The 17,032-nt window shown below is 41.6% G+C and carries 13 protein-coding genes; 5 read left to right on the plus strand and 8 right to left on the minus strand.

Annotated elements, in window-relative coordinates; genetic code table 11:
* Positions 1-17: 17 nt before the first annotated feature.
* Entirely contained in the window at positions 18-863 is an 846-nt protein-coding gene (locus NIES592_RS18865; RefSeq protein ID WP_073556556.1) for a hypothetical protein, read from the minus strand.
* A 117-nt stretch (positions 864-980) separates the two neighbouring features.
* Here NIES592_RS18865 and NIES592_RS18870 point away from each other — a divergent pair, with 117 nt between their 5' ends.
* Together NIES592_RS18870 and NIES592_RS18875 are read left to right on the plus strand one after the other, a co-directional pair.
* Positions 981-1,895 (plus strand): metallophosphoesterase family protein, encoded by a 915-nt coding sequence (locus NIES592_RS18870; protein WP_073556557.1) that lies wholly within the window; start codon positions 981-983, stop codon positions 1,893-1,895.
* Positions 1,896-2,181: 286 nt separating this feature from the next.
* Positions 2,182-2,697: a GNAT family N-acetyltransferase gene (locus tag NIES592_RS18875; RefSeq protein WP_073556558.1), complete on the plus strand. Its 516-nt coding sequence runs from the start codon at positions 2,182-2,184 to the stop codon at positions 2,695-2,697.
* A 137-nt stretch (positions 2,698-2,834) separates the two neighbouring features.
* Here NIES592_RS18875 and NIES592_RS18880 read toward each other — a convergent pair whose 3' ends face one another.
* Positions 2,835-3,731: a phytanoyl-CoA dioxygenase gene (locus NIES592_RS18880; protein ID WP_073556559.1), complete on the minus strand. Its 897-nt coding sequence runs from the start codon at positions 3,729-3,731 to the stop codon at positions 2,835-2,837.
* 540 nt (positions 3,732-4,271) lie between these two features.
* On the opposite strand from NIES592_RS18880, the gene NIES592_RS18885 reads away from it, so the two are divergent.
* Positions 4,272-4,676 (plus strand): hypothetical protein, encoded by a 405-nt coding sequence (locus NIES592_RS18885; protein ID WP_073556560.1) that lies wholly within the window; start codon positions 4,272-4,274, stop codon positions 4,674-4,676.
* A gap of 268 nt (positions 4,677-4,944) precedes the next feature.
* Here the strand turns inward: NIES592_RS18885 and NIES592_RS18890 are convergent, their stop codons facing one another.
* Entirely contained in the window at positions 4,945-5,382 is a 438-nt protein-coding gene (locus NIES592_RS18890) for a hypothetical protein (RefSeq protein ID WP_062244269.1), read from the minus strand.
* A gap of 127 nt (positions 5,383-5,509) precedes the next feature.
* Entirely contained in the window at positions 5,510-6,496 is a 987-nt protein-coding gene (gene moaA / locus NIES592_RS18895; protein WP_073556561.1) for a GTP 3',8-cyclase MoaA, read from the minus strand.
* Positions 6,497-6,818: 322 nt separating this feature from the next.
* Between moaA and NIES592_RS18900 the strand changes: the two genes are divergently transcribed.
* Positions 6,819-8,000, plus strand: a complete 1,182-nt coding sequence (locus tag NIES592_RS18900; protein WP_062250435.1) for a phosphoserine transaminase — start codon at positions 6,819-6,821, stop codon at positions 7,998-8,000.
* Positions 8,001-8,321: 321 nt separating this feature from the next.
* Positions 8,322-9,353: a hypothetical protein gene (locus tag NIES592_RS18905; RefSeq protein ID WP_062244264.1), complete on the plus strand. Its 1,032-nt coding sequence runs from the start codon at positions 8,322-8,324 to the stop codon at positions 9,351-9,353.
* A 263-nt stretch (positions 9,354-9,616) separates the two neighbouring features.
* Here NIES592_RS18905 and NIES592_RS18910 read toward each other — a convergent pair whose 3' ends face one another.
* The 4 genes from NIES592_RS18910 to NIES592_RS18925 all read right to left on the minus strand — a co-directional run bounded on the left by NIES592_RS18910 (position 9,617) and on the right by NIES592_RS18925 (position 16,630).
* Positions 9,617-9,979 (minus strand): DUF2237 family protein, encoded by a 363-nt coding sequence (locus tag NIES592_RS18910; RefSeq protein ID WP_009455671.1) that lies wholly within the window; start codon positions 9,977-9,979, stop codon positions 9,617-9,619.
* A 105-nt stretch (positions 9,980-10,084) separates the two neighbouring features.
* Positions 10,085-10,948, minus strand: a complete 864-nt coding sequence (locus tag NIES592_RS18915) for a tetratricopeptide repeat protein (RefSeq protein ID WP_073556562.1) — start codon at positions 10,946-10,948, stop codon at positions 10,085-10,087.
* Between the two features lie 218 nt (positions 10,949-11,166).
* On the minus strand, positions 11,167-14,103 hold the full coding sequence (pgmB, locus tag NIES592_RS18920) for a beta-phosphoglucomutase (protein WP_073556563.1): 2,937 nt from the start codon (positions 14,101-14,103) through the stop codon (positions 11,167-11,169).
* A gap of 112 nt (positions 14,104-14,215) precedes the next feature.
* Positions 14,216-16,630 carry a sucrose synthase gene (locus tag NIES592_RS18925; RefSeq protein WP_062244251.1) on the minus strand — a complete coding sequence of 805 codons (2,415 nt, stop codon included), beginning with the start codon at positions 16,628-16,630 and terminating at the stop codon, positions 14,216-14,218.
* Between the last annotated feature and the right edge of the window lie 402 nt (positions 16,631-17,032).

The raw sequence follows: 17,032 nt of genomic DNA on the forward strand, positions 1-17,032 counted from the left end.
TTGACAATTGACCACTCTTAGGCTTGTCTTCTAAAAATTACCATTTCACTACCCACAACAGGGTTACGTGCAACAAGCCTATTTTGTGAGTCGCTAATTTCTAGATGGGTAAAGTCCAGTTCTTGAGAACGTTGGAGGATTTCGGCTGCGAGTTTATTCTGTTCGGATTCGCTGAGGGTGTACCAATCATCGCCAATTTTGATATCCAAATTGCTAGTGAGAAAGTTAGCTTGGATCGATTTTATGAGTCCAGAAGCAAAGCGATCGCTAACTTCTGCTACTTGATTTTCAATCGTTGCAATTAGAATTTGTTCTGGTGTTAATACTATCGTTGCTGGTTGGTTGTCAATTGTGGGTGTGGGTGTTGGAGTTACTTCTGGTTCTGGTTCTGGTATTGGTGTGGGTTCTTCCTCTGGTGGTGTTTCTGCTACGGTTGGTTCTTCAGTTAGAGATGGTTCTGGAGATGGGGAGGTGAGGGAGGTAGGAGAAGTAGGGGAAGTGGTGGCAATTTCGGTGGGTTTGCCTGGGAAAATGGTGGAAGTAGCCCAAACTAGGATGACAGCAAAAATAGCGATCGCCCCTGTCAAGGCTGTATCTGACAACTTTTCTGAGAAATTTGCTGGTAAGTAAGAACGGATTTTGGCTAATAGTCTACTCCACCAGTTGAGAGATACATCACCTGGAGGTGATTCTGTTTCTAGCTTATCTACTGTCGTTTCTAAAACTGCGATCGCGCCTTTGAGAATTTGGATAGTTTTAGTCTTCCAAAAAGACTGTCCCCTTTGGTGATTTCTCTGACGAGATGTATGATCTTGCGGTTGTGGCGAAGAAGGTAGTTGTGAATTCTGATTGTCCTGTGACATGGAACTTTCACCTAGAGCAGCTAATCAAAGATTTATATTGTGGCTGCTACCTCCCCAGCCTTAATGTATCATTTCAATGCTTGGGTTAAACTGACTAATTAATGATTTTTGCCAAACATGAAACTAAAACGTCGTCAATTTTTATTTTTAAGTGGACTCGGTGCGATCGGTGTAGGATTTTTAGCTAGTATTAGTCGTGGGATTATTGGTCAAAGTAGCGAGCAAATCTCAAAGGTAATAGCTGCAAATCCATCTACCAAAAAAGATTTATTATTACGTTTTGTTTCTGTAGCAGATACAGGTACAGGTGCAAGAGGGCAATATGCTGTAGCTAGAGCAATGGCTAATTATCACAGCAAAAATCCTTATAATTTGGTTATCTTAGCAGGAGATAATATCTATACCAACGGCGAAATTGAGAAAATCAACGCAGTCTTTGAGCGTCCCTATGCTCCATTACTAAAGCAAGGTGTAAAATTTCAAGCTGCTTTAGGAAATCACGATATTCGCACTGCCAATGGAGACTTGCAAGTTAAATATGCAGGCTTTAATATGCAAGGGCGCTACTACACATTTGGTCGGAATAAAATCCAGTTTTTCGCACTAGATACTAATAGTAATGCTGACTGGATTAGCCAGCTAAATTGGTTAGAAAAAGAATTAAGCCGTAGTAATGCTACCTGGAAAATTGTTTTTGGTCATCATCCCATTTATGCATCAGGTGTCTATGGTAGCAACCCAGATTTTATTCAAATTTTTACTCCTTTATTTCAAAAATATGGTGTGCAACTTTATATCAATGGACATGAACACCATTATGAACGTACCCGTGTCATTAATGGCACAACTTATTTAACTTGTGGCGGTGGTGCAGGTACTCGTTCTGTTGGTAAAAATGAATGGACGGAGTATTCTGCGGAAAGATTGAGTTTTGCAGCTTATGAAGTGTTTGCAGATCGCATAGAAGTTAGTGGTATTGATACAGCGAACCGTATTTTTGATCAAGGTATCATTCCATTGAAGTCAGCTTGATTTTATAATCAAAAAATCACAAATAACCAGCCAAGATAAACTGTGTACACCAAAATGAAGGAAAAACCTCACCCGCTACCCCTCTCCTTAATAAGGAGAGGGGTGTCCGATAGGACGGGGTGAACTTAATTTAAAGTCAGATGAGTGGAAAGAAACTTAACTACATTAGAAAAAGTAAATACGGACAAAACTTTTTTACCAATGACAAATGATGACCCTAACTAGTAGAGACGTGTCATGGCACGTCTCTACATTCGTGCCCACCTAATTTATTATTGAAAGGTTAATGATTGATATTATTCCAGAAAGTAAGAAAGAAATCTTAGCAATTCGCCAATTAATCACAGAAGCTTTTGAGCAAGCTAAGGTAGCTGAACTTGTAGATATTATTCGGAAATCGGAGAATTTTATACCTGAACTATCATTAGTAGCAGTAGAAAAAGAAGAAGTATTAGGACACATTATTTTTAGTCAGATTATCATTAAAACACCCAATAAAACTATTCCAGCACTAGCACTAGCACCTTTAGCAGTAAAACCATCACACCAGCACCAAGGTATTGGTAGCAGATTGGTGCAAGTGGGTTTGTCAAAATGTCGCGAATTAGATCATGCGATTGTTATTGTTGTTGGCGATCCACGTTATTATCAACGCTTTGGTTTCCAAACAGCAGGGAACTTTGGCTTACAATCATCATTATCTCTTCCTGATGAAGTTTTTATGGCGTTAGAGTTGCAACCTGCTGCTTTGAAAAATATAACTGGTACTGTGCTATATCCTGCGTATTTTCAAAATCTTTAATTAGTAAAGATAAATCTAAGTTCAAACCTCAAAAAAGAACCTATTTTCTTTACATTTTTAATTTACTAGCCCCAAGTCCTAATCTCTGCTGTTGTGTGGTGGAGCGTATGCAGCAGATAATAGCTAAAACTTAATTTTTACAGACTTGGACGCCAAAAAACACACTGCTTTTGGTGTTCGGAAAGATTTGCTTTTGCTGCTAGTGACAGTAAGTCTTCCCAAGGCAGGGATGACTTACAATAGAATGGATACATAGGTTGTCTACTTGTATAGTCAAAAAAGATTGTGAATCTATCTTGATCTATAGGAATTTTCCCTCTGTGAAAAACTTTGGAAGTAGCTGCAAAAACTACTGTACCAGCCGAACCAGTACATGATTTCCAAAAAGATGGGGATAAAACATTTTGCAATCTTTTTTCTTGAATGTAACCATGTTTATATCTTAAAGAATGAGCTACAGTCGAAGTTAAAGATTGTGGAATATATTGAAAAGGACCACTATTTTCATCTACATCATTTAAATACACAATTATCTTGAGAATTTTTCTGTCTTCTACGTCTATATGCCATAGCCTAGATTTTCGCTCAACAGAGTTAGCAAGATCTCTGCGAAAATATGCTCCATGATAGGCTACAGGTAGACCAATATAATTCTCAACTATATCGAGTAAACGTTTTTCCAGCCCCCACATAAATATTTCTGGATGCTGCATCATTTGTTCAAAATTAGCATGAACAACATATTCATGTTCTTCTGCACACACATTGTTTGCTACTTCTGGCATCAATTTTTGTGCAGCCAAAAACATTTTCTCTGTATGTGGAATAGATAAAGCTTCTAGTGAAGTTACTACTACTCCTTCACGTATGATAGACTCAACTAAATTAAAATCAGCTACTGAAAGAACAGATAAATTTACTGAGTGCTGCTTAACAGCAGCTTCATAAGTCTGCTCAGCTTTATTTTGCAAGAACGAAATTTGATACAAATTCTTTAAAACGTGATTTCGTAGCTTTTTAACAATAGTACTCATATTTTCAGTTATTTATTTTGATGAAACAGTGAGTAATGCATAATGTTTTTTTGTGAAGGTTGTCACCAGGCAAAGCATAAGCACTTTTTTAGTTGAATACCTACTTTATAGGCTGGTGTTTATTTTTTCGTTCTACTTAGTTCTGATGTATTGTAAGTAGTATTAAGTGTACTTGTCTAATCAATCATAATGGTTTTCATGAAAAATTTATCGTTACTTTACAAAAATGAACTAGGTGATTACCGTATCATGTAAAGATGAGTATTAGTATCTCCAAAATTAATATTGTGAACTAAAGTTTTAGAAAAATTTTATACTCATCAATGCATACTTAAGTGTACGGTTAATATCATGCTAACTGCTGTCATAGGTGTTAATTTTTCCAGGAGAAATAGCAATTAAATTCATTAGAAAGAGAAAATTAATACGTATGGATTTGAGTTCAGATTCAGTCTGTAGTTTGGTATATCCTACAGGAAGAGTAGTATAAATTCCTGATTTCCCCCTAAAACTTTGTTTTTGGCAGTTATACGGCAAAAAATGCGGCTAACAATCATTGTCATTGTGCTATTAGTACTGACTGCATGTACTACCAGCGTACTTACACCACCTCATGAGTTAGTGGAAAAAGCGATCGCACTTCAGTTGGAGAAAACCCAACAGCAACTCAACCAACAGTTGGATCTTGATTTTCAGGGATTTCAAATTAACCACCTGTCAATTACCCAAGAAAAACCTTTGACTATTGAAAATCTGATTACATACCAAGTTCGTGGAACCTACGATTTCACCTTCAAGCTACCGAAACGAAAATTAACACAACTAAACAAACCGTTTGAAGTGTATCTGCAACTGCAAAAAGAGGGTAAGACGTGGCGGTTACTACTTCCAGAACAGAGTCGTAAAGATACTGAACCCACTTGGCACAGTTATCTGATTGAGTAGTGTTTTGGTAAAGCATCGGAATAATATATTTTTTAACGCAAAGGAACGCAAAGGTTCACGCAGAGGAACGCAGAGTAGAGATATGTTTTGGAAGAAAAGTTTTTCTTTAATCTTTTGGGATAGGGGGTAAGTACAACAGATAAATTTTAAGTTAATAAAAGGTTATTGATGAGTAATCTGATTTTGATTCAGTATTTGAAAAATTTCATCACACATTCTTTATTTTCGGGTTTTCTTACTTCTACCTATAACTTTATATTTTGCCTAACTACTTGGTGTGAAAATTTCTCAAATTTGAATTTTGACGATAAATATAATCGCAATATACTGCCCAAGTAGCGCCAAATAAACCTGTTAAAGAACCTGCGATCGCTGCTGCAATACCCCAACCGGCTGGCCCAAACCAGTCTGTAATTTCACACAATATTGCTGTGGTTGCTTTGGAAACAATATAAGCTGTTCCTACTGCTGCTACTGTTACTAAACCTATCTCTACCAACATTTCTATCACTTGTTTGCTAGATAAATCTTCTTCAAAATAGATTTTCCAGATCGAAGTGTACATGGCAATATCAGAGGTCGTTAAGACAACCTGCTTCGGAACTTCTACGCCAGGAGTCGGCGCAGCTGAAATACCACCACCACCAATGGCGCAAGCAGCGATGGCGATCGCTACATCTAATCTTTTTTTGCCCAAACTACTCACCGCATGATCTCCTGTAAATTTTGTCTAGTTTCTAGAGTAGATAAAAACAAGTTTGAGTCGCCCAGATCCAGGACTTTTCTAAAAAGTTGGCAATCTTGAAGAGATTAGAATTTGAATATATCAACGACTATCCACCTATTTGCGACATGGTACGAGTATATGCGCCTGTTGTGCCTGAATTACGTGACTTAAAGTTGATTTCTGGCTTAATGGCTAGTAACTCTCTCACCTTTTGCCGAAGTTTGCTGGTACTAACTCCAGTTCGTAGGGCTGTTTTTAAATCTATTTGCCCAGTTTCATTTAATAAACACGGACGTAACCAACCATCAGCAGAAAGACGCATCCGATTACAACGATCGCAAAAACACTCGGACATCTGACTGATAAAACCCAAAGTCCCCTTTGCTCCCGGAATTTGAAATATATCGGCTGGCCCGCTACCATAAACTTGTGATTCTGTCAATCCCCAGCGTGCGTGGATGCGTTGCCTGAGTTCGGCAGAAGATATCCAACCGCGATCGCCAAATAATGACAGATTACCAATTGGCATAAACTCGATAAAGCGGACATGCCATTGTTTGTCAATGGTCAATGCTGCTAGATCCAAAATTTCCTGGTCGTTAACATCAGGGATAACCACAACATTTATTTTCAACGGGTCAAATCCGACACTATAAGCTGCTTGAATTCCATTCCACACATCTTGCCAACGAGAACGACCACGATTGCCAATAATTTGGTCAAAAACCTCAGGATCGAGAGAATCCAAGCTAATATTAATCCGCCGTAATCCAGCATGGTAGAGACTTTGCGCCATCGGGGCGAGTAAAAAGCCGTTGGTTGTCATCGAGAGGTCTTGTGTTTCCCGAAAAGAAGCGATCGCACTCACCAACTCTACCACACGCGGACGTAACAAAGGTTCTCCCCCTGTTAAACGAAACCGGGTAAATCCTAGAGGTATAAAAACTTTTTGAATGAGGGTGAGCAATTCCTCATCAGTCAATAAATCTTGTTTGAGGATATAGTCTAGTTCTGTCCCCTCTGGCATACAGTATTGACAGCGGAAATTACAGCGATCAATCAAACTAATCCGGAGGTAATCAACCTGGTTCATGATTTAATAGAGTTATCTGATTGTCTCTGTAAATAGAGACACAACTTTGTCAAGATAAAATTTCTAGTTATTTTGTAAATTTTACTGACTTTCTTTTAAGCTAGCTTGAATTTGACTAGTTTGCTAGTTTAGCTTTGCTCAATAAAAATACTAATTATGCGAACACCGCATACTTTTGCCTATATTCTTCTAAACAAACGTGTATTTAATCTGGCATGATCGTTTCATTAGTTTCTAATTTTTTATTGAATATGTAGAGACCCGGTTTCCTTATAGGAACCGGGTTTATTGTCCCCCATTTGTGATTTTGCAACTTCAACCAATGTCAGCACCTCTTACTCCTCCAACCACCAAGCCTTGTCGTCCGCATTTTTCCTCTGGCCCGTGTGCCAAACGTCCTGGCTGGTCTGTTTCTGCTCTGCAAGATGCTTATGTAGGGCGCTCTCACCGTTCTGAGGGTGGGAAAGCAAAGCTCAAAGAAGTCATAGAGCTATCTAAGAAAATTTTGGGTGTACCCGCAGATTATCGTCTGGGTATCGTCCCTGCTTCCGATACAGGTGCAGTGGAAATGGCTCTGTGGTCAATGCTGGGAAAACTACCCCTAGATATTTTGGCATGGGAGAGCTTTGGTCAGGAATGGGTAAAAGATGTGGTGGATGAACTCCAGTTACCCGATACTCGCATTCTGAAAGCACCTTACGGAAGTTTACCGGATTTATCGCAAGTGGATTTTAGCCACGACGTAGTATTTTTGTGGAATGGAACAACTTCCGGTGTTCGTGTCCCAAATGGCGATTGGATTGCTAGCGATCGCACTGGGTTAACCATCTGCGATGCTACATCAGCAGTTTTCGCGATGGATATAGCTTGGGATAAGTTAGATGTAGTCACTTATTCTTGGCAAAAAGTCTTGGGTGGAGAGGCGCAGCATGGCGTCATCGTTCTTTCACCCCGCGCTGTGGAACGTTTGGAAACCTACAAGCCACCCCGTCCTTTACCAAAGCTATTTCGCTTGGCGCAAAAAGGCAAATTAATTGAAGGTATCTTTCAGGGAGATACCATCAACACACCATCAATGTTATGTGTAGAAGATGCACTAGATGGGCTGAAATGGGCAGAAAGCATCGGCGGACTTCCTGGTTTGATTAGCCGCAGCCAAGCTAACCTCGCAGCCATTACCAAATGGGTAGAGCAAAGTAGCTGGGCAGAATTTTTAGCCCAAAAGCCGGAAACTCGCTCTTGTACATCAATTTGTCTCAAGATTGTTGATCCTTGGTTTACAGACTTAAGTCCAGAAGCACAAGGACAATGTGCAAAAAAAATAGCTAAAATCCTGGAAAAACAACAAGTAGCTTATGATATAGCTGCCTATCGAGCTGCACCTCCTGGAATCAGAATCTGGGGTGGTGCAACAGTCGAAACCACAGATATTGAAGCTTTGCTACCGTGGTTAGATTGGGCGTATGCGAATGTAAAAGCAGAAATGAAAGTAGCAGCATCATAACCCAGAGCTTTACTAGGAAGACGTGGTAGAGCAAACAAGGGGAGACACAGAAATTCTCTGTGTCTCTGTGTAAATAGTACTTTAGAATATTGGACACCTGAAGGGCTGAAAAGTTGGAATTTTCGTAACTGTCAGTAAAACTCTCTATTCAAGAAGTGCGATCGCTGCAAACAACCCCTAAAACAATTAATGCGAACTGGCGATCGCACCTCCTGTAATCAAAAAAATATGCGGTGTGATGCACAGCCATAACAAGCAACACTTAGTGTTCGCAGATTGTGTAATAATAAACCGATCGCATACACTATTACGTTCCCAACCGTGCAAGCAACCGATAATTTTGATGACTTAGCCGCAGCCTTACAACAGCCGGCAGATCTGGATTTTGAGATACCTGATCCAGAGGATGAAGGAATTCCGGAGCAGGAATTTCAACAGCAGGTAGATATAGCTTGGCAAGTGTGCGATCGCTTTGATTTGCAAACAGAAATTTGGCGGGGGCGAATTTTAAGAGCAGTTCGAGATCGCGAGAAAAAGGGGGGAGACGGAAGGGGTGCGGGATTTCTCAAATGGCTCAAAGAGCGGGAAATCAGTAAAAGCCAGGCTTATGCTTGGATTCAGCTTGCCAATAGTGCTGATACGCTTTTAGAAGAAGGCAAGCTAGATCCAAGTGCGATTAAGAATTTTAGTAAACGCGCCTTTGTAGAAACCGCCAAATCAGCGCCTGAAGTGCAAATCATGGTGAGTGAAGCAGCACAAAAAGGCGATCGCATCACCAGAAGAGAAGTACGTCAACTCACTGATGAATGGACAGCGATGTCGTCAGAATTGTTACCCGAACCAGTCAAGCAAAAAGCAGCAGAAAACGTTCTTCCTCCCCGTTATATTGCACCTCTGGTCAAGGAAATGGAAAAACTGCCAGAATCGCATCAAAAAAGCTTACAGAAGGAAATCGCTCAAAATCCCGACCTCGATACTCTCAAACAGGTAACTTCAGAAGCGCGGAGTCTGGCAAAATATCTTAAAGCTGCTGCTCAAGTCCAAGCGTTGAACGAACAAGAAGTTGACATCGAAACCGCACTCATAGAAGCACAAAGAGTCGGTTGTTTAAGCATTGCTGCTGACTTAGTAAATCAAGCGTCCCAGTTAGAACAAACCATCGGTAAATTGTACATGACTTGGAAACGCATCGGTAATTTAGCAGACAGATTATACGTAGATACTGGTGCAAGTACACCAGAGTTGCGATCGCTCTTGGATTGCTTAGAACCCCTTGGTAGTGAAGTGATGGAATTACAACTTGGTGGTGCAGGAGAACGTACTATTCGCCTGCAAATTCAGGAAACAAGTTAGTTGGTTGTTGATTGTTGGTGGTTGGTTGTTAGTGGTTAGTGGTTAATGGTTATTCCCACACTCCACCCTTACGGGAAGCCCTCCGGGTACTCTTCGAGAAGCCGGGCTTCGCCCGTCTACGGGGGTTCGCAATCGTGACGGGAAGCGGAGCCAGTGCGGTGGACGGGTCTCCCGGCATAAAGCACCTGGCGTCCAAGACTGCGACCCCCTCACCGCTACCGCGTCTACACANATCTCCCCATCGCCCCATCCCCCCATCTTCCTCAAAGCGCGTGTTGCTTCAATTCACTCAAAGAAACATATTCTAAAGCTGACGCATGGGTTGCTGACAAAACTACGGGTGGTGCAACTCCAGCGTCTAGGGCTTCTTTCCAGCGAGAAGCACACAAACACCAGCGATCGCCTGGTTTTAAACCCGGAAAATCAAACGCAGGAACGGGTGTACTTAAATCATTTCCTCTGGACTTAGTGAATGCCAAGAATTCTTCAGTCACTTGGGCGCAAACTACATGGACGCCCACATCACCTGCACCTGTGCTGCATAGTCCATCACGATAAAAGCCTGTCATGGGTGAGGTACAACAAACCTCTAAGGGTTCTCCAAGAACGTTTTTAGCCTGGGTCATGGCAATAACTTGTTAGTGAAATACTTCAGATAACAATTATGAAGTATGAAGGATGACGTGTGAAATCAACTTGTTGTCTGTTCCCTATTGCCTGTTCCCTCTTGATCAATTTAAACAATTAATTTCGCGTAACAAATCTCCTAGTAGTCCGCGATCGCGAATTATAACTAAATCAGGATCATTCTTTAATAATTCCTGAAAATTTGGATTGATGAGTAGGGTTGACTCTAGGTATTCCATCGCCAGGGAAATATCCCCAATTCTGGCTGCACAACAGGCGCCATTATACCAGGCATACTCATCATTGGGTTTGATTTCGATGGCTTTTTGATAATTCTTCAAGGCTGCTGCAAAGTCTTCTGTGTATCTGAAAGTATCTGCCAACTTGTAATAAGACCAAAAATCTTGTGGATGAATGGCTTGGGCTTGTTCATAACTGTTAATGGCATTTTCGTAGCGTTTTAAATGCCTACAAGCATCTCCACGACGTAACCATGCCCAGTAATCATTTGGACGGATTGATAGAGCCTGATCATAGTCAGAAATTGCGTCTTCATAGCGTTTTAAGTGCCTTTTGGCATCTCCACGCCGAAAATAAGTCCAGTAGTCATTTGGGCGAATTGCTAAAGCTTGATTGAGAGTTGCGATCGCATCTTCAAATTGATCTAAATCTTCTATTAATATGCAAGCTTGATTGTAATAAGCCCAGTAATCATTTGGGCGCAGTGCGGATGCCTCTTTAAAACTAGCTACTGCGCTTTCATACTCACCTAATTCTCGTAAAGCACAACCTTTGTTATACCAGATCCAGTATGCATTCGGGCTATTGATTAAAGCTCTGTCATAACATGCAACTGCTTCTGCATAACACTCTTGATCATCAAATCGTTTACCCTGTCGATACCAATATCTGCTGTCTTCTGTAATGAGCAGTGGAATATCTGCTTTAGCCCCTGCTATTTGACTCATAATTTTTGCCCCAACCAAACAGTTACTACTGCTACAGACACACGCACTCTTTTATATTAAGGCGTTAGGGCATAATTGGGTAGCGGGGGATGGGAGGTGGGGAGTGTGGGGAATGTGGGGAGTGTGAGACACGGGAGAAATGCTTCCTAGTCCTCCTAGTCTCCCCCTTGTCCCTGATTCCCGTTGTCCCTTATCCCCAAAGGGAACCCCACCTTCCCCTATCCCCGATTTCCGATCACCAACTCATTCAACTTGGCGTGTAAATCACTCCAATGCACGCCTGCTAAACTGGGTAGGACAATGTGAGCAGCACCAACTCGTGAAGCGGGACCGAGTCCGATTGCCCACATCCCACCAGCTAAAGCTGCCTCAATGCCTGCTTCTGCGTCTTCCACAACTACGGACTGGGCTGGTTCAAGTCCTAATTGTTTGGCAGCATACAAAAATAGGTCAGGGGCTGGTTTGGGGCGTTGTACACTATAACCATCAGCGATCGCATCTATGCGGTTGGCAATACCCAGTTTTTCGATCACAGTTCGAGCATTTTTACTGGCTGAGCCGAGGGCAATTTTAATTCCTGCTTGTTTTAATTCATCAAGTAAAGTGACTACACCAGGTAACAAATCTTGTGGTGAGATGTTCTGGATAGATTCTACATAATAACGATTCTTCCGATCCATCATCTCTTGCAATTGTGCTTCTGAATACTTTCTATCCCCTACTATACGTAGAAGTGATTCCCGACGAGATACACCTCGTAAAGCTTCGTTAGCCTCACGGCTGAAGGGTAATCCTTCTTCATCTGCCAGTTTTTGCCAAGCCAGATAATGATATTCTGCTGTATCTGTTAATACGCCGTCTAGGTCAAAGATAAAGCCTCGGATGTCTGCTGACATGGTTGTTGGTGGTTGTTTGTTGGTTGTTATCCATTTTCCTTGTCTCCTTATCTCCTTGTCCCCAGTTCCCAAGTCAAACTCATGCCATTTACCACGCCACATTAACTTGAACTTCAGGCGTGTCCATCCAGGAGGTAGGTGGGGATGGGCTATGGGTTCACTGTTTCCCATTTGAATTCCACCAAAACCTAAAACTACTGCTTGCCAAATGCCACCAGCACTAGCCCCATGAATACCTTCATGGGCATTACCTCGGACATCTTCTAAATCGACTAATGCTGCTTGCATAAATCTTTCGTAGGCTTCTGCTGTTTTGCCCAAGTCTGAGGCCAGGATGGCATGGATCGCCGGGCCGAGAGAGGAACCATAACTAATATCGGTACGGGGTGCGTAATAATCCCAGTTGGCTTGCAAAGTGTGCGGGTTGTAGGGAGATTCCTGTGATTGTCGCATCAGGTACAACAGCATTAACACATCGGGTTGTTTGAGCACCTGCCGTTTGTTGCCTTCCTCGATACCTAAGATCGCTTGGATGGATTTGGTGCGTGGTTCGTAGTCTTCTAGATTAATATCTTGCAACTGGAAAAATCCCTCAAATTGCTCAATCAGCCCAGTGGACTCGTCGTAGGGAATCCAGATGTTGGTAATGATATCACTCCAACGCGATCGCCTGCCGGCAGTTAGTTGCAGTTTATCTTTTAGTTCTGTGGCTTTGCCGGGGAAATTTTTGTCTAGCCAGTCATATATATAAAGTGCTTTTTCTAGATGCCATTGCACTAGTCGGTTGGTAAAGGCGTTGTTGTGGACGAATTCATGATATTCGTCAGCACCAATCACATCCCGAATTTCGTACCGTTCGTGTTTGGTGTTGTACTCTACCCGACTACCCCAGAATACTGCTGTATCCAGAATGATCTCAGCGCCGTAGTCCCGCATCCACTCGTCGTCGTTGGTAGCTTGCCAGTAGTACCATATGGCATAAGCCACATCGGCGCTAATATGAATTTCGCGATCGCGACACCAAATCCGAATATCTTCACCGTAAGGATCGTTAGGGGGTAACCATCGAGGTGTTACTTCATCACCACTATCGGCACTTTCCCAAGCATACATTGCTCCTTTATACCCGTAATGTACTGCCTTCCGCCGCGCTCCCGGCAAGGTGTGATAGCGATAAGTTAATAAATTACGCGCTAGTTCTGGTTGGGTGTAGATAAAGAAAGGAAGTATAAAAATTTCTGTGTCCCAGAATATATGACCGCGATAACCAAACCCCGAAAGTGTTTTAGCTGGGATACTGACTTTATCATTATTGCGCGGGGCAACGATCAGTAACTGAAAGAGGTTGTAACGTACAGCTAACTGAGCTGTCACATCTCCCTCAATTACAATGTCACTTTTTTGCCAAACTTCTTCCCAAGCTTGGGTATGGGCAGTTAACAAGAATGAGTAGTCTGGCAATTGGGCGAGTTGATCACAAGCAGCTGTGACTGGGTTTTCCCGGTGTTGAGAGGTAAAAACTGTCACAAATTTATCTACTGTCACAGTTTGTCCAGGGGAAGCAAGAAAAGATGCACTGAGTGTAGGATAACCCGGTGGACTAGTAACTTGCAGCGCAGCTTCTGCCCCCGAGATTTTTATACCAGTAGCCATCCCTAGCTGAATACGGGAAGAACGGGTGCGCAGGTTTAACCACACTCCTGCTTCTGTTTTTCCTTGATCTAACCATTCCCAGTGGTTAAAACCCTGGTTTTCTGGGTAGCCGTTAATACTGGCTTGTATCTCGATCGCACCTGCAAAATCCACTGGGGTGAGTTGACAACGCAGGACAAGAACATGTTCATCTGCGAGGCTGGCAAATCTTTCAAAATGGATGTCTATTATCTTGCCATTGGGACTGCGCCAACGTACGCTACGGTTGAGAATTCCCCGACGCAAGTCTAAGATTCGTTCATAACTTAATATCTCGCCTTTTTCCAGACGGAAGCGATCGCCATCAATGGTGATTGTAAATGGCAACCAGTCAGGACAGTTGGCTAGTTCGGTATAGACAATCGGAACTTCATCGTAAACACCGTGGATAAAGGTAGCTGGTAAGGCATAAGAATAGCCTTCTTCAAAGCTACCCCGTGTTCCCAAATAACCATTACCGATGGTAAAAACTGTTTCTCGGTAGCGAAACTGCTCGGGTTCAAGCTGGGTTTCCCTGACGGTCCAATCTGTATAAGTGAGGTGCTGGTGACGTCCTGTTGTATCCATCGTCGCTGCTGTTACTTAGGAGACTGAGGGGTGGGCAGAACAAAAACTGTTGGTAGTTGGTAGTTGTTAGTTTTTGGTTGTAAACAACTAACAACCAGCAACAAATAACTATTTATCGTTGCATATGTTCTTCCAGGATTTTTTCGGCTCTGGGTTTAAAGACCAGATGATATAAAGTATCCACGTAGCGTAGTAATGCTTCACGGTTTTCTTTATTCAAAAAGTCCCAGAATCTATAAATTTTAGCGAGTAATAACAATTGTTTGGTATGCATTTGCCAATTATATTTGTTACGGACTCGCTGGATGACCCGTTCTGAAATTTCGTGCCAGTGTTCGGGGTGAGTATTGCACTGGTCAAGAAATTGCAGAATTTTTTGAGCTGTACCTTCTAAGTCTGTGGGGTTGATATGAAATTTACACTCTCCATCATCAATTAATTCTGCTGCACCACCAAATTCAGTAGCAAAGGTGGGTAAACCAGAACTCATTGCTTCCAGGATCGGTCTGCCAAAGGCTTCAAAGCGGGCAAAATGGACAAAAATACCCTGACGTTCTCCTATTACTCGGTAAATTTCCCCAAGTTCAGGTTTAGGAAGGCGCATTCCTACCCAGCGAATTTGACCCTGGAGATTGTACTGATTAATTAAGTTGTGGATTCTTTCCAGTTCTGTTGCTTCTTCTGAATTAGTAGCTTCAGATAAATGCAACTTATTGGTAACAATAATCAAGTTACATTGCTTCTGCAAAGCCTGACTTTTACCAAAGCATTCTACCAAACCAGAAAGATTCTTCACTGGGGTGATATGAGCGATCGCACAGATCGGCCGTTTGTTAGGATCATCTAAATGACCAAAGATTTGTGAATCTGAACTACTAAAAAGTAGCTCGTTAACTTTTTTACGTAGACTTTCATCACGTCTTTCTATTTTGTTGTAGGGGAAAAAGATATTTTCATCTACTCCCGGTGGCACTAAATTGAACTTGGAACTAAATAAATTAATGCCATCAACTACGTGATATAGCTGAGGCATGGAAAATATTTTATACGATTCGTATTGCCCAAGAGTGTCTGGTGTGCCAACAATTTCTTGATAAGACGAGGTAATAATAAAGTCCGCTGCATTCATGCTGATTAGATCAGCGGTAAATTGAGCTGAAAAGTGATACTGTTGTTCTAGTTCTTGCCAGTAGAGGTTACTAAATAAATGTTTGGGTTTTTCTAAGGAATGGGCGATATTGCATTGCGTTACCTTTAAGCTACGTGCCAGCAAAAAGGCAACTAAATTACCATCACTGTAGTTACCAATTATTAAATCAGGACGGTCCCCTAATTGAGCTAGGAGTTCTTTTTCAGCATCAACAGCAAATGTTTCTAGATATGGCCAAATCTCATATTTAGAAATCCAGTTTTGCGTGACTTGGGGATTAAATTCTCGGAAAGGAACACGCAATATCCAGGCGTTTTCGGTTCCCTCTACTTTTTCCAGGCGCAAGTTACACTGGGTTCCTTCACAGTTGGGGATGAGGCGAGTGAGAATAATTACTTGCGGTTGAATACCGAGTGAATCGAGTCCTGCTAATTTAATTTCTTCACGAATTTGATGTTCTAAACTCCGGGCTTGTTCCAGGACGTAGACGACTTGACCTAGAGTTTCCGGTCTACCTACAGAATCATCTTGACCGATCCAGCCGTGGATGGAAACGAGAACAACGCGAAAAACTGCGGGAATACGAGCCACGAAGGCTTCGAGGATGGCTGGTTGTGGGGTCTCAATCAGCCGATCAAATAGTTCCAGAGTTTCACGTACTCGGGAGGCGGTGTTACCCCAACCTGGTTCTAAGCCAAGGGCTTGTAGTTGTTTGTGAAACTTTTCGTAGGGTTCTTCCGGTGGTCTTTCACCGATGATTTTGATGGCTTGTTTAATTTCTTTGTATAGTTGTATGCCTGATTTGATGCGATCGCCAATCAGTAACTGTTTATGATCATATTCTAATCGGTGTAATGTATCGTATAATACATCTAACCAATACTCGCGATCACTTAACACTTGACTGCACAGATAACGATTGAGGAAGGCTAGACCTTGACCAATGTTTCTGGGGTCATCGATTGATGGAATACCTCTATCAAAAGGATGAAAGTTGATTTCGAGAATTGGAGATTGGTAGCGATTGACAAAGCGATCACACACATCAAGCAGTGCTTGTGGTGTTTGCAGTTCAAAGTTACTCGTGTCTGCTGATAACAAACGCCAAACTTCTTGACTACCTATCCTGGGTCGCACCAGCAACCAAATATCATCTCCTTCCAAGATTATTTCATGCGTATAGTGAATAAGTGTTCCTAAGGAAGAAGAATGAAAAAAGTAGGCAGGCTTTTGGAATTGGTGACAGTAGTCAGCAAAAGCGTGCAGAATTTCATTTCTCAGGAAATAACGTTTACCCGAGGCGCTTAACTTGGAGATTAATTGACGCAGAATCGTTTTTTCGTCACTACTTAAAACAGTTTGAATTAGTTCATACATAGCGAATTCCTGCATTCGAGCTTGCCTACGACCTCATTATTTCTCCTCGACAAATTTCAAGGGGCAGGCTGGAAAAGCTTCATCTACCTTTAACGTTAGCGCATAATTGTCTCTATTCCTGTAAATAGGCAAAAATTGAGTTACCAGCAGCATATCTGAAGTATCGATCAATCTAGATACAGAATAGTTTATTTGTTCAGTAAATAAAAAACAGATACATATTGATCAAAGTATCTTATTTGACTTTTTATTTGCAGTATTACTAATTCTTCATTTTTCACTTTGACTGATTTCATCCACTCACACATTTTCTTTAACTAATATTAAGCTCGAAATTTTACCACTTCCTAACTAAATTGTATGATATTAAATTTATTTAAAAACAATCAATACTTAATAAAA

Origin of the sequence: Fischerella major NIES-592 (genome assembly GCF_001904645.1) — a bacterium.
In the GTDB taxonomy this organism is placed as follows: domain Bacteria; phylum Cyanobacteriota; class Cyanobacteriia; order Cyanobacteriales; family Nostocaceae; genus Fischerella; species Fischerella thermalis.

Coding starts and splice junctions, on each gene's coding strand:
- NIES592_RS18865 (WP_073556556.1), bottom strand. CDS start 863: ATGTCACAGGACAATCAGAATTCACAACTACCTTCTTCGCCACAACCG.
- NIES592_RS18870 (WP_073556557.1), top strand. CDS start 981: ATGAAACTAAAACGTCGTCAATTTTTATTTTTAAGTGGACTCGGTGCG.
- NIES592_RS18875 (WP_073556558.1), top strand. CDS start 2,182: ATGATTGATATTATTCCAGAAAGTAAGAAAGAAATCTTAGCAATTCGC.
- NIES592_RS18880 (WP_073556559.1), bottom strand. CDS start 3,731: ATGAGTACTATTGTTAAAAAGCTACGAAATCACGTTTTAAAGAATTTG.
- NIES592_RS18885 (WP_073556560.1), top strand. CDS start 4,272: ATGCGGCTAACAATCATTGTCATTGTGCTATTAGTACTGACTGCATGT.
- moaA (WP_073556561.1), bottom strand. CDS start 6,496: ATGAACCAGGTTGATTACCTCCGGATTAGTTTGATTGATCGCTGTAAT.
- NIES592_RS18900 (WP_062250435.1), top strand. CDS start 6,819: ATGTCAGCACCTCTTACTCCTCCAACCACCAAGCCTTGTCGTCCGCAT.
- NIES592_RS18910 (WP_009455671.1), bottom strand. CDS start 9,979: ATGACCCAGGCTAAAAACGTTCTTGGAGAACCCTTAGAGGTTTGTTGT.
- NIES592_RS18915 (WP_073556562.1), bottom strand. CDS start 10,948: ATGAGTCAAATAGCAGGGGCTAAAGCAGATATTCCACTGCTCATTACA.
- pgmB (WP_073556563.1), bottom strand. CDS start 14,103: ATGGATACAACAGGACGTCACCAGCACCTCACTTATACAGATTGGACC.
- NIES592_RS18925 (WP_062244251.1), bottom strand. CDS start 16,630: ATGTATGAACTAATTCAAACTGTTTTAAGTAGTGACGAAAAAACGATT.